The sequence below is a fragment of the Bacillus sp. CDB3 genome, from assembly GCF_002081505.1.
GTDB lineage: Bacteria > Bacillota > Bacilli > Bacillales > Bacillaceae_G > Bacillus_A > Bacillus_A cereus_AT.
Genome location: NZ_ALBR01000027.1, coordinates 1 through 14279, shown reverse-complemented (window position 1 = coordinate 14279; position 14279 = coordinate 1). Strand labels below are relative to the sequence as shown.

Sequence of the window (14279 nt, the reverse complement as noted above, 5' to 3'; positions counted from 1 at the left end):
TTAATCAGTGGAATTTTGTCCATCCCTACTGATTATTAGCCCAAACCAATCGGGCATTTACGGACCATTATCTCCCGACTAACTTCCTTGCATTCACCGCTTATTAATTCATCTGCGCATCGTTCAATATCCCAATGATTTCACTCAACATTTCCTCTGTAAAAGCACCTGCGCTAAAATTCACTAACGCTCGTAACGGCATATAGTTTAGCATAGCCTCCATCATTTCAGATGTATCACTATCCCCTTCAGCCATACTAGCAAACGGGCTATCTTTTAATGCTTTTTCCATAAGCCCTTTTGCGATTGGTGCTAAAATTGGGTCCGCAAATATGTCCCCAAGTAAAGTATTACGATGCACTGGTTTTCGAATTATAGTCGTTGATTGAACATGCATGTTATCTTGTAAAACGATCTCTCTTGAAGACTTACCTACTAAAATCTCAAATTCACCTGTTTCAACATGCCAGTCCTTCAATTCAACATTATAATAAGCAAATGATCTTTTATTTAAAGTAAAGTTAACCGTTTTTTCTTCTCCCGGCTGCAATTCTACTTTTTCAAATCCTTTTAATTCTTTTTCAGGACGAATCATAGTACTTTCAACATCTTTTATATAGAGTTGAACAATTTCTTTCCCTACCGTACTACCAATATTTTTCACGTTTACAGTGACAGAAACTGTCTCCGTATCCTTTATTTCTTTCTTATCTACTGAAAGATTACTATACTCAAAGTTTGTATAGCTTAACCCAAAACCAAATGGAAACAATGGTTCAATATTTTTCTTATCGTAATAACGGTATCCGACGAAAACACCTTCTTTGTATTCCACTTTGTCACCTTCACCAGGGAAGTTTAAGTAAGAAGGATTATCGCTTAAAACTTTCGGGAATGTTTCTGCTAATTTCCCACTTGGATTCGCATCACCAAATAACAAATCAGCAATTGCTCCGCCTAATGCTTGCCCACCTAAATAGCCTTCAAGTATTCCTTTTACTTTACCTATCCATGGCATTTCAATCGGTGCTCCGTTACTTAAAACTACAACGATATTACTTTGAACTTCAGCAATAGCCTCAATTAATTGAACGTGATTTTCTGGCATTTGTAAATGCTTTCGATCAAAACCTTCTGACTCATAACGATCTGGAAGTCCAACAAAAAGAACCACTGTATCTGCGCTTTCTGCAATCTTTTTTGCTTCATTAATCATGTTTTCATCTATATCATCGCTAGCAAGATCATAACCTTGAGCAAATAGTATATTCGTTTTTTCGCCTGATACAGTTTCAATTTCTTCAAGAATACTCTCAAGTTTTGTTGGATTAATATGAGAGCTTCCACCGCCTTGATAACGTGGTTGCTTTGCAAATTCTCCAATTACCGCTACCGTTCCCTCTTTTTTCAGCGGAAGAATGGAATCTTCATTTTGCAACATAACCATACTTTCACTTGCAACTTCTCTAGCAAGCTGATGATGCGCGTCCTTACTATACACAGCGTTTTCTAATTGGTTATCATAAGCTTTAAAAATAATGTAAAGTACTCGCTCTACAGCTTGATCAAGCTTTTCTACAGATAGCTCACCACAGTTAACTGCGTCGACAATTTTCTTCTCACCACTTCCAAAGCTTGAAGGCATTTCTAACTCCAAACCGTTAGCTAAACCTTCAACACGCTCATTTACTGCACCCCAATCAGAAACGACAAAACCTTCAAATCCCCATTCATCTTTTAAAATATCATTTAATAAATAGTAATTTTCCGAAGCGTATTCACCATTTATCTTGTTGTAAGCGCTCATTACTGTCCAAGGCTGTGCTTCCTTAATGACATCTTCAAAGCTAGCAAGATAGATTTCACGCAATGTTCTTTCATCAACAATTGCATCTACAGACATTCTGCGATGCTCCTGATTATTAGCAGCGAAATGTTTTAATGACGTTCCAATCCCTTGGCTCTGTACGCCTTTCACATGGTTTGCAGCCATTTGTGATGATAAATATGGGTCCTCTGAAAAGTACTCAAAGTTTCTTCCGCATAGCGGCGAACGTTTTATGTTTGCACCTGGTCCAAGGAGAACACCTACATTTTCAGCCTGACATTCCTCTCCTAATGCAACTCCTACTTGATTTATTAATTCTTTATTCCATGTACTCGCTAACCCTACTGCTGATGGGAAACAGGTCGATGGAATACTGTTATAAATCCCTAAGTGATCTGCTCCCTCTGCTTGTTTTCTAAGCCCATGTGGTCCATCAGTTACCATAATAGAAGGAATTCCTAATCGCTCAATCCCTTTTGTATTCCAAAAGTCTAATCCAGAACATAGACTTGCCTTTTCTTCTAATGTCATTTGTGAAATGATTTTCTTAATATCTCTTTTCATGATAGCCCTCCTAATAAATAGTTAAGTAAACGCTTTCTTAATGTCATTATAGTTATTATTTTTTAGATATTATGGTATATTTTTTAGAATACTTGTAAAAATTTTGGCTGATTATATTTATGATTACGTTGCAGAGTAACATAAGATGTACCCTCTTATTGTGAAACCTTTGCTTAAGAGAGGATTTTATATTGCCTTTAACTTGTACATATATTGGCTAATGTTTAATGAATAGAGGTTAAAATAATGAATTTCTCCAAACTAGAAGATTTATATTATATTTGTAAGCTAGTCTTTGACATACATAAAACACCTATCTTTTTCATTGATAACAAAGGGGAGTTAGCATTTGAAATCTCGCCCAATTTTCAGCATAACCCTTTGTATTCTTCAAAAGAGGAGTTACTTAATCAACTATTTAAGGAAAATCCACCCTATACTTTTCCAGTACTAGAAGAGACTTCTTTTCTTGAAAATTTCTTCTCAATTAGCTTACGTTTGAACGATCAACTTAGTGGGAATATCATCGTTGGACCTGTCCTCTATTCCAGATTATCAGAAACATCAATTAAAGGAATCGTTAATGATCTTCAACTAAAAATAGACAACGAGAAAATGATACGATATTATCATTCTCTCCCCATCTTAAGCAATTTGAATTTTTTAAATATAAGTATGGTTCTTTATTACATGCTGTATCAACAAAAATTAGATGTTGCTGATATTTTGCAAAAAAATATACTATTAAAAAAGGATGATTTTGAGATTGAACAGCCTGATATACAGATATCGGAGCAACGTCAAAGTACATTAACTCATATCGACCCACTAATTGAAAGAGAAATTTTCGAGTGTATTAAGCTTGGGAAAAAGGATGATTTAATTAAAAATCTAAGGAGATTACCTGAATCAGGGGATCTTGGGGTGTTATCAAAAACAAGTCATTTGCGAAGCCAGAAGAATTCTGCCATCGCAGCAATTACACTTGCGACTAGATCAGCTATAGATGGTGGACTATTCCCTGAAATCGCATATACCCTCAGTGATTTATTTATTCAAAAACTCGAAGAAATAAATAAAAGTGAAGCCATTTCTCCATTTTTGGAGAATGCTTTACTTGAGTTCTCAGAACGAGTAAGAAATGGGACAATACAAAAACATTCAAAACCTATAAACGTATGTCAAAATTATATATTTACTCATCTTTACGAAGAAATCACACTATCCCAACTAGCAGGAATAGTCGCATTAAATCCTAGTTATCTATCTTCCCTTTTCAAAAAAGAAATTGGAATTTCACTAGGCGAATATATACAGCGTGCTAAGATCGATGAATCAAAAAATTTAATGACCTTTACGAGACATTCTATATCCGAAATTTCTACACTATTAAATTTTCATGATCAGAGTCATTTTACAAAGGTCTTTAAAAAACATACTGGTGTTTCACCTAAACAATTTAAAAATGGATGTTTTTAATGCTTATTCTACTACTAAGAGCAACCTTCCCTCGTTCGACCAATAGATTTATTAAATTGCTTTATATTATTAATAAAAGCCCCCTCAACTCATGTTAAGGGGGTTTTACTAATAATGTAATATACGTTTTTTCTGTTTCCTTTCCATTCTCAATACATGGATTGTGAGCTAAAGGAAAACAAATTGTTTAAATATTTCTCTAGCTTCTTCTTATATCTCCTAATGTATAATACGTTTAGAAAGTTCAAATTCCTTTTATTAGTTGTTGGTCATCCCATATACAAGTCCTGAAATATATGGAATTAACCAAATGAACCACACAATTACACTAAATGTGTGAAACTTTGCAATCATTTTTATATCCTTCTTCTTTAAAACTACAGTGGCCCACACAGCATGAAATAACATAAGTAAAATTGCTGATAAACCCGTAATCCCATGAAAGCTGAATAGAGAACCTTCTGAAGCCATTTTCTCCATTAATGTAGTACCAATCGTATCGCATGCTAATCCAACCCAAAATATAATCACATGCCAAGGTTTTAATGTTTTTTGAATCTTTTCACTCCAAACCCCAATTGAATAAAAAATAAGTGCTGCTGTAATAAATGTAATAGCAGATGCTAGCACATCAATCACCCCTTTACAAAATTTCTCTTCCTATTACAAGTTTTATATTACATAAGGATTATGAACAGAGTATGAATGGAGCATTATCCTTCCAAATATATATTGGATTCCCATTCGTATTTTAAGGGGTATCCTTAGCATTTCTAAAAAAAACGGGCTAAACAACAACGCTAAGTAAAAAAATACAATAACGACGATATTGTTGCTTGCAATATTACATATAGGGAGTTAGCTGCATCGACAGGCTTGCTAAAGAATCATTACCTAACACAAACAGCACAAAACTTTGCTAATCTTTTAACAGCACACATGAATGATTGAGTCAGGTTTAAAAAAATAAATTAGGGACAGTCATAACTGCCCCTAATTATTAAATGGGAAAAATCCTACTCGAAGTTTTTATTGACTATAAAGTTAGCCCGCCATCTACAAGAACAATTGAACCTGACATATAGCTTGCCTTATCTGATGCTAAGTAAGCAACCATTTCAGCGAGTTCTTTCGGATCAGCATAACGACCCATTCTCATATTGGAAATCTCTTCCGGAACGTATCCACCTTTTGCAAACTGAGCTTCAACACTTGTTGTTAATGCTGTTTTCACACCGCCAGGACAGAGTGCATTTATACGAATTCCTTTTTTCGTATATTCTAATGCAGCACCCTTAGTTAAGCCTACAACCGCATGTTTGCTTGCAGAATATACAGCTACACTGTGTTCAGGACGAACCCCTGCAGTAGAAGCAGTATTAATAATTGAGCCACTTCCTTGCTCCTCCATCACTTTTAACACATATTTCATTCCAAGGAAAACCCCTTTTACATTGATAGACATAATGCGGTCAAATTCGGATTCTTCTATTGAAGTGAAAGGTGCGAAATTTTGGATAACACCTGCATTGTTGAAAAATATGTCGATACGTCTATATGTTTCGACTGCTTTCTTTACATAGTTTTGCACATCTTCAGTTTTCGAGACATCGGCCTGGACGAAGATGCCTTCTCCACCTTGTTCTTTCACAAGTTTTAACGTTTCTTCTCCTGTTTCCTCATTGAAATCGACTAATACAACTGTTGCACCGTTACTAGCAAGTTTCAAACTGCTTGCTCTTCCGATTCCACTTCCTGCACCAGTTATGACAGCAATTTTATTTGATAATTCCATGTTTAATTCCTCCCTACCTATAATTTCTTACATCAATCATTTTATTGCTTGTATAAAAAGATATATTGTATTATCTTACGAATAATAGTATTTATTTAAGTATTATAAAAATATAGCCAATTTCAAAAAAATGAATGGAGTTTATGGAATAGATGGAAATAGTCATACAAGATTTACAATATATATGTGAGCTTATTTATGAAGTTCATCAAATACCTGTTTATTATGTCAATCAATTTGGTGAGATTGAATACGAATTTTCAAGTAGAGACTTACGGGGGGCATTCATATTACAGCCAGTTCAAAGAGCAAATCAGTGTCTATACTTACGAAGAGAATCCTAAGGATTTTCCTATCTTCTTTTCGAATTCAAATTTGAACTTTTTCTTTATCAATCTAAAAAAACGAACCTATTTTTAGGCACCATTATTTTAGGCCCTACCCTTGATTCAGAAATATCTGATGAAAATATTAGTAAGATCCTTGATGCTTTTAACGGAAGCCTGAATAAAAGGAAACTCATTGAGTACTATCGCTCCATCCCCATTATTGATAGTCAACAATTCCTAACGATTAGTCTATTGGTTTATTATTTGATGTACCATAAAAAGCTTGATAAAACGATAGTCATCCAAAATAATAAAGCGCTGACCCTTGATATGATTGAATTAGAGCATCCGGATCTTGAGCTTTCAAAAGGGAGAAGGAATTTCATTTTCCATTCCAATCTTTCATATGAACGAGTTTTGCTTGATTATGTCAAAAAAGGACGGATAAATAAATTAAAGGATATCTTCGATTACTCTATTGTCGGTGAGGCGGAATTAGGATTATTATCGAAACGAAATCGCCTAAGAAGTGAAAAAAATTTAATGATTACCGGAATTGCTCTTGTTTGCAGAGCGGCCATTGAAGGTGGTTTAAACGATGAAACGGCCTTTACCTTAAATGATTTCTATATTCAACAACTCGAGGAATTAGGAAGCTTAAAAGCAATATTAAAATTAATGGAAGAAGCCATAATGGATTTTACTAATCGTGTGCATCAATTAAATGAAGAAAAATATTCTGCAACAATTACAGCTTGCCAACATTATATTTATGACCATCTTTATGACGATATCACACTTGATCACCTTGCACAAATGTGTCATTTAAGCCCAAATTACTTATCATCACTTTTTAAAAAAGAGGTTGGTAAACCACTAAGTGAATACATTCAACGGCAACGAGTTGACGAAGCAAAAAAGCTATTACTTTTAACAAATTATTCGATTTTAGACATCGGCATGTGGCTGAATTTCAACGACCAAAGTTATTTTATAAAAATCTTTAAAAAATACACTGGTTTAACCCCCAGGCAGTTTAGAAATGATTGTTTTCCCGATCATACACCGACATAATTATCTATCAATGAAAATTTGAGCAAAAGATCAAATAGGGGTACCAGCACATCACTATCAACCTAAGATAAATTTATATCCATAATTCACAGAAAAATGGACGAAAAGACCATCTTGATATTTTAGGTGTCGTTTATCAGTACACTGTATCCAATACCGAACAGAAAACTGCATAATCTAAAAAATACACCTTATCAAGGTTTATTTGGTATGCGTATTTTTAAAAACAAATAAATAATAATTCAATCATGTAGGTAACAAGGACATTAGTTTATAGGAAACTCAATCGTAGCTTGATGGACATGGGGGATACCTCCAGCATTTATGAAAAAATACAAAGCAAAAAAATAAAATAAGCTGTCCATTTGGGCAGCTTATTTACACATAATTATCGTTATCGGAAGCTATTTACTTGCTAATAAATCTTCTGCGTAACATTTAATCATCATATAGCCTGCGGAACCTAGCTGACAATACGTATCTGCTTCTTCTTGAGTCGCCTGCCTAAGTATTGAGTATCCTTTCATTAACATGCAATTCTCATCGTGAACCAATTGTGAAGTGAAATACTCTTCTTCAATCCCATCTAACTTTAAAGAACGATACCCACTTATACAACCATCCAATGCTGTTTCATGTATGGTTTTAATGTGGACATCCATTTGTATTAATGTTTTACACCCTTTTAAATCTTCAGCTATAGGTGGACTATCCCCGACCCAATCCATCAAGGCTGCTAAAAATCCCCTTCTACTATTTGGTTCAATTTCAATTACCCTGCCACAAGCAAATTTCCTGTTATCTAAAGGAATAGCCCAAAATTGTCCTGGTACTAAGTAGCGATTTGATTTTGGTTTAAATGGATAGTTTATACTCATTGTTCTCTCCAACGCTTTTTAAATCTATTATATAATATATTCATATGAAGTTAACATAGCGTATCATTATAGGTAGCAAAAAAACTGATCTCTACTTTCACAAGGAATCCCCTTTTTTCTATGACTCTATTCATTTTGTATACATTCCTATCCTGACGTGGTTTTTCGGATTTCCATTTAAAATTCACGGTCAATTTATACTTCCAATTACAACCAACCTATGAATTAAAAAATACATTACATTATGATAGTTGGTTTTTAGATATGATACTTACCAACATTATTTTGATAAAAAAACGCTCTTACATCTAATTCTGTAAGAGCGTCTTTATCAAATCTCATTTTTCCGTAGTAATTTCCCATCTCTAAGCGTCAATATACGATCACATACATCAAGCATTTTTTCATCGTGCGTAATCATAATTGCTGCTTTTTTATTTTCTTTACTTCATGTTTCATCATTTCAACAACTTCTCTAGCACGTTTTGAGTCTAAACTAGCAGTAGGCTCATCAGCTAAAATTAAATCTGGATTATTCATAAAAGCACGTGCAATGGCTACACGTTGTTTTTCACCACCAGAAAGTTGTCTAGGATAGTGGTTGATTCGATGTGTTAATCCAAATGTTTTGAGTAATTCAGTTGCATATTCGTTTGCTGCAGTTTTATTTTCTCCTTTTAATTTTGCAATATATAGAAGCTGTTCTTTAACTGTTAAGAATGGCACTAAGTTTGCAAACTGAAAGATAAATCCGATTCGTTTCAAACGAACATCCGTCATTTCTTTTTCCGATAAACTAGTTATATCTTGACCAGATACATAAATATTACCTTTAGAAGGAGATAAAAGTGCTCCCGCAATGGAAAGTAATGTACTTTTACCTGACCCAGATGGTCCGACAATACCAATGAATTCCCCTTCTCTTACATTTAGTGTGATGGGATGTAAAGCTGTCACTTCCGTATCGCCTTCCCCATACACTTTACTGACTTTATCTAGTTTTAATAATGATGCTGGTGTCTCCCACTTTAAATCTGTCACCATTACATCCCACCTCCGATAGCTTCTAATGCATCTACTTTCAACACTTGGTATAAAGAAATCAATGTCCCTAACACGCTAATTACGATAAAGATAATAGAATACTGCACCATCATTGTCGTTGTTAGTAAGAACGGCATACTTTCAGGGAACACAGTTTGTACCGCGAGTGTTAAACCAATACCTACTATTAATGCAACAACAGTTAAAAATACGGATTGTACTACTAAGCTACTAGCTAAATAAGAGTTTTTTGTCCCGATCGCTTTTAATACACCTAATTGTTGCGTTTTTTGTAAAGTAATAACATAGAAGAATACACCAATTAACAACGCTGTAATCACAAGTAAAAATGCAATAATCATTGTTAAAGTTCCTTGCTCTTCTTTATATCCAGGAATACTTTGTAATACTTCTTTTTTATCAACCACTTTTGCATTATTAATTTCCTTATCAGTATTTAAAGCAATAACGTTGTACTCTTTTTGATGTGGAAGTGCAATGCTTTCCCATACTTTCTCATTCATATAAGCAACTGGTGCATGACTAAACATTTCATTTTCTGTAAATCCAACGACTTTAAATACCTTTTTAGATATAGGATCTACAATTTCATCATTTAATGCTAGCCCTTTATTTTTCGCAGATTCATCAATAATAATTTCATTGTCTGCTAAGTCACTTGATTTTCCTTCAATAACTTTTGGAGTAATAAATGAATTTTGTTTATTTGTAAAGATTGCAATGTCAACCTTCTTTGAACTTTCCTTTTTCTCAAATGTAGACATTGCTATGTGCATTGGTACCGCTTCTTTTTCATTAACTTGTGCTAATACATTATCTACATCTTCTTTCTTAATTTGAGACCGTAGTAATTTCCCTTCAGCATCTTCTGATACTACAAATTTCTCTGCTTTCATTTCAAGAATAGAAGAAGCATTCGCATTGGATAACCCATTCGCTAACCCTGATATGATAAGTACAAGAAATGATAATAAAATCATGATTGTACCAATTAATCCGTACCTTAATTTTGACTGTTTTAATTCTTTAAGAGCTAAAAACATTCCTATTCCCTCCTTATTTTGTGCTTTGCCTATACACTTATCATAATTAAGGAATATGAACAGATTATGAATGGAACATTACAAAAGACAATTTTATAATGAGATCTCACCTCATATAAGTACAAACCTTTCATTATATATACGAAAAGAGACTCATTCTAAAGAATCTTTTCGTTATTAATCATCTACATCCATTCCTACTCTATTTTTTGGAAGATAAATAGTGAAGGTTGTACCAATCCCTATCTCGCTTTCCACTGTTATTGCACCCTCATGAAGTTCAATGATTTCTTTTACAATGGATAATCCTAACCCGCTACCTTTAATGTTTCTATTTCTAGCTGAATCTACTTTATAAAATCGATCAAAGATTCTTTTTATCTCTTCCTCAGGAATGCCACATCCTCTATCAGTAATAGCAATACGCCACTCTAATTCATTTTCTTCAGCTTCAAATGAAATACTTTCCCCTCTTTCTGTAAATTTGATACAGTTAGTAAATACATTCGTCCACACTTGATGAAGTAGATTTTTACCCCCATAAATTTCGATACGAGGAATATCCGTTTCAATTGCAAGATCCTTTTCTTGCCATTCCCACTCAGACGTAAATATAATACTTCTTATTTGTTTTCCTAGATTGAAAAATTCTTTACGTAAAGTAATTTTTTCTTGATCGAGTGACGCAAGTGTTAATAATTGTTTACACATATTAGACATACGTTGGCTCTCTGATTCAATGATACTCAAGTAATGATGTTTTTCTAATTCAGTTAAATCCTCTGTTTTTACTGTTTTAGAAAACCCTTGAATAGATGACAATGGCGATTGAAATTCATGTGAAACATTCGAAACGAATTCTTGACGCATTTGCTCAGAGTTTTGTAACCTTTTTGCCATCTTACGAAAATTCTTTGCAAGTACTCCAATTTCATCTTTTCGGTATTCTGGTAATACTAAATCATACTTACCACTCGCAATTTCTTGTGTCGCTTGTGTAAATTTTTGAATCGGACGAACAACGAAACGAGTAGCTACCGCTATACAGGTTAAGCTAATTAATACAATTAGCCCTAACAATACTGTGTAAAAAATTCGTAGCTCTCCAAATTGCTGTTGAATATCTGGGCGAATAAATAGAGCAAATTGCTGTCCATTGGTATGAATAGGAATTCCAATACTATTTGCTACTGTATTATCAAAAAAACCAGTGGAAAACAATCGATTAGGATAGTTCTCAATTCCATTATATATATTTCCATTTAGTACATTATCAATATCCTCATCACTAATATTAATTTTTTTAAAGCCTTCTCCATACCGTTTTCCTTGCTTCTTTTCATCTACCATATAGATTGCAAAACCAAGATTTGAAATAGATTGTAGATATGTCTCTTTATTTAGTTCGCTATCTTCATCATATAAATGTTCTATATATAAGGCATATTTTAGAATTTTTTCACTGTTATATGGTTTTAAATACACATGATAAAATATATTTGTAAGTAGAAATGCCACTACACTACTAACCACCATAATAACCGCTGATATAATGACAAATCTCCCATACAATGATTTCATATTACTTCAACTCCTCTTTGGTGAATTTTTTATTCTGTAAATACTTCTGATTTATTCTTACTACATATGAAAAATATCTTTCCTATTGTGAGTAGTAATTTACTCTCTGACGATTATGATGAAAAGTGTTTCAGGGGATTGTAGCTATGAAGGTATAATGGAACCAAAAAAATTCATTGCATGAACAATGAATTTCTCCTTGCACTATTTTTACAATAACCAATAATTATGAACGAAAGATGAACATACACTTACAAATTCCCTTTATGTAAATGCTGTTCCTGAAAAATGAAAACTGTGTCTAACAAATATCATTCCAAACGGATTTGAGGTCATGAAGAATGATGGAGTATTACAAATTAATATCCATAAGATAAAAAACAATATTGTAATTGATATTATTGATTTAGGAATTGGAATGTCCTTTAAACAAATTGCTTTACCATTTTATTCAACAACAGAAAAAGATACTAGGCTAGGTACTATGTTACCTCCTATGTTAAAGAGCGCTTGTGTGTGGTGCTCTTTTTAGTTTTATTAAGAATTTTGATTTTGTGCATCTTAATAATTATTCATTTAGTTAACTTTGCAAAATAAGCTTTGTATATAATATCATCCAAAAACACAAAATATTTAAGTGACTATTTATACTTACATTATTTTTATCATAATAAAAAGGAGCTGCATAACATGGATAAAGAAAATCTATTAAACAGACCCATTAATCACGTCCCATCGGATGCTCTGAATACCCCTAGTAAAGCCCAAGAACAAATGCTAGAAACGTCATCTCAAGAGAAACAACCCCTCGACAGCAAAAAAGATATTACCCAAGACCTATATGGCACAGACTTACCCATTTCAGATGTAGAAAGAACAACAAACAAAAAGTAAATTGCAACGAAAAAATCTCAATAGCAAGTAAACTTGATTCTTTTCATTTATTTATAACAAACCGCTCAGGTGCAAACTCCAAAATAAGGGATTTGTTTTAGCCTAATTCACGAAAGAATTTTCCTTCCTCAAACATGGACAGATCAATAGCTTTACTGTAGGTGAAAGATGAATTTTTCTTTCTGCGCATAGATAAGAAAACGAGCACCCTATCGCTATAAATAGGCATGCTCGTTTTTACTTTCAATATGTTATCGATTTAATACCCTTTATCCTACCCTTTTTACTTTGGGCTCAACCTGCAATGAAAAAGAAAAACTTCATTTCCCCTTCTATTACTGCCTCAATGATTTCTGGAGCTAATGATAATGCTGTAGATGAAACCCTGTTACTAACTGTTCTTCAGGCTCGCTATATACTATGGGGAATTCTAACACTTTTTAAATCAATGGTGCAAAATCATCATTTTCATTTAAATCCAGTAGGGAACCAACCATCCCTAATGACATTTCCTAATCCACCGCAATTATAATTTGAATCATTTAAAATTTCTCCATATCGGACATCTACTATTTAAACAAAAACTCCCCTTAAATCAAAAATGATTACGGGGAGTCAATTAAATATGATGAAGTTATAGTTCGGATTTCACTTGAACAGAAACATTGTTTTTAATTAAATTTTTGACGTCTTTAAAGCTAACAAAATTGTTACTTTGCTCATCCCAAAGACGGAAACGAATAGAGCGCAAGCTTGTAGCAAGAGTAATCGTTGGTACATTTTTTAAAGGTAGCGTATTATTATGTGCCTCTTCTAGTTTATAGTTAGGTACTCTTGGACTTAGATGGTGAACATGATGATATCCAATATTACCAGTTAGAAATTGCAGAATTTTCGGAAGTTTATAAAATGAACTTCCCTCCACTGCCGCTTTCACATATTCCCACTCTTTATCTTCTTCAAAATAAGAATCTTCGAATGTGTGCTGTACATAAAACAGCCAAATACCTACTGAACCTGCTATTAAGAATATCGTACCATGTACTAAAAGAAACGATTGCCATCCGATTGCCCAGCATAGTACCCCTACTAAAGCAACAATTAAAACATTCGTCAAGTAAGTGTTCATGCGTTCTTTCTTTCTAGCACCTTTTCTGTTAAATCTATTTTTAAGAAGGAAAACATAAATCGGACCTAATCCAAACATAACCAACGGATTGCGATATAAACGATATGCTAAACGGCGTCTAAATGGTGCTGCTAAATATTCATTCACTGTAAGCGTCCAAATATCTCCTGTACCTCGCTTATCCAAATTACCACTTGTAGCGTGATGAACGGAATGCTCATGCCCCCATTGATCAAACGGGAATAAAGTTAAAACACCCATACATGTTCCTACTATTCTATTTACACGGCGACTTTTAAAAAAAGAATAATGGGTACAATCATGAAAAATAATGAAAATCCGTGTCATAAATCCAGCTGCTAACAGAGATGGAACTAATGCTAACCAATAAGAAACGGACAAACCTTTATAAGCAAGGTACCATAAGATAATAAATGGCACTACCGTATTGATGATTTGCCAAATACTTTTTTTTGCCGTTGATTTTTCAAAAGGAGCAACTTGTTTTTTAAATTTTTAGTATTTTGTAAGGTCATTTTTTCTAATTCCTTTCCTTTATGTTGCTAATTCGTATTATAACACATTATTAGTAGTAGGTGTTATGTGTAGGTGTAATAAAT

Annotated in this window: 10 protein-coding genes and 4 pseudogenes; 5 read left to right on the top strand and 9 right to left on the bottom strand. The window is 33.5% G+C overall.

What is annotated here, in order from left to right:
- Window positions 1-103: 103 nt before the first annotated feature.
- Window positions 104-2392, bottom strand: a complete 2289-nt coding sequence (locus tag CDB3_RS09440; protein ID WP_128854269.1) for a glycoside hydrolase family 3 C-terminal domain-containing protein — start codon at window positions 2390-2392, stop codon at window positions 104-106.
- A 246-nt stretch (window positions 2393-2638) separates the two neighbouring features.
- Between CDB3_RS09440 and CDB3_RS09435 the strand changes: the two genes are divergently transcribed.
- Window positions 2639-3871 (top strand): helix-turn-helix domain-containing protein, encoded by a 1233-nt coding sequence (locus CDB3_RS09435; protein ID WP_128854268.1) that lies wholly within the window; start codon window positions 2639-2641, stop codon window positions 3869-3871.
- Window positions 3872-4129: 258 nt separating this feature from the next.
- Here the strand turns inward: CDB3_RS09435 and CDB3_RS09430 are convergent, their stop codons facing one another.
- On the bottom strand, window positions 4130-4501 hold the full coding sequence (locus CDB3_RS09430) for an HsmA family protein (protein WP_128854267.1): 372 nt from the start codon (window positions 4499-4501) through the stop codon (window positions 4130-4132).
- A gap of 406 nt (window positions 4502-4907) precedes the next feature.
- Window positions 4908-5666, bottom strand: a complete 759-nt coding sequence (locus CDB3_RS09425) for an SDR family NAD(P)-dependent oxidoreductase (protein WP_128854266.1) — start codon at window positions 5664-5666, stop codon at window positions 4908-4910.
- Window positions 5667-5818: 152 nt separating this feature from the next.
- Here CDB3_RS09425 and CDB3_RS32260 point away from each other — a divergent pair, with 152 nt between their 5' ends.
- Window positions 5819-6010 (top strand): hypothetical protein, encoded by a 192-nt coding sequence (locus CDB3_RS32260; protein WP_256869720.1) that lies wholly within the window; start codon window positions 5819-5821, stop codon window positions 6008-6010.
- A 252-nt stretch (window positions 6011-6262) separates the two neighbouring features.
- Complete coding sequence (locus tag CDB3_RS32250; RefSeq protein WP_256869719.1) at window positions 6263-7069, top strand: helix-turn-helix domain-containing protein; 807 nt, start codon at window positions 6263-6265, stop codon at window positions 7067-7069.
- A gap of 404 nt (window positions 7070-7473) precedes the next feature.
- Here the strand turns inward: CDB3_RS32250 and CDB3_RS09415 are convergent, their stop codons facing one another.
- From CDB3_RS09415 to CDB3_RS09400, 4 genes and pseudogenes are all read right to left on the bottom strand, one after another.
- The gene (locus CDB3_RS09415; protein ID WP_128854265.1) at window positions 7474-7947 is read right to left on the bottom strand and encodes an Imm26 family immunity protein; all 474 of its coding nucleotides are present in this window, start codon (window positions 7945-7947) and stop codon (window positions 7474-7476) included.
- 331 nt (window positions 7948-8278) lie between these two features.
- Window positions 8279-8991 (bottom strand): annotated as a pseudogene (locus tag CDB3_RS09410) (ABC transporter ATP-binding protein).
- Window positions 8991-10055: an ABC transporter permease gene (locus CDB3_RS09405; protein WP_128854264.1), complete on the bottom strand. Its 1065-nt coding sequence runs from the start codon at window positions 10053-10055 to the stop codon at window positions 8991-8993. The pseudogene CDB3_RS09410 and the gene CDB3_RS09405 overlap by 1 nt, the downstream one beginning before the upstream one ends.
- A gap of 177 nt (window positions 10056-10232) precedes the next feature.
- Window positions 10233-11636: a sensor histidine kinase gene (locus CDB3_RS09400; RefSeq protein ID WP_128854263.1), complete on the bottom strand. Its 1404-nt coding sequence runs from the start codon at window positions 11634-11636 to the stop codon at window positions 10233-10235.
- A gap of 241 nt (window positions 11637-11877) precedes the next feature.
- On the opposite strand from CDB3_RS09400, the pseudogene CDB3_RS09395 reads away from it, so the two are divergent.
- Window positions 11878-12168 (top strand): annotated as a pseudogene (locus CDB3_RS09395) (hypothetical protein); the annotation flags it as partial.
- Window positions 12169-12326: 158 nt separating this feature from the next.
- Entirely contained in the window at window positions 12327-12530 is a 204-nt protein-coding gene (locus CDB3_RS09390; RefSeq protein ID WP_128854262.1) for a hypothetical protein, read from the top strand.
- Between the two features lie 297 nt (window positions 12531-12827).
- Here the strand turns inward: CDB3_RS09390 and CDB3_RS09385 are convergent.
- Both CDB3_RS09385 and desA read right to left on the bottom strand, forming a co-directional pair.
- Window positions 12828-13000 (bottom strand): annotated as a pseudogene (locus CDB3_RS09385) (hydroxylamine reductase); the annotation flags it as partial.
- Between the two features lie 164 nt (window positions 13001-13164).
- Window positions 13165-14195 (bottom strand): annotated as a pseudogene (gene desA / locus CDB3_RS09380) (Delta(5) desaturase DesA).
- Between the last annotated feature and the right edge of the window lie 84 nt (window positions 14196-14279).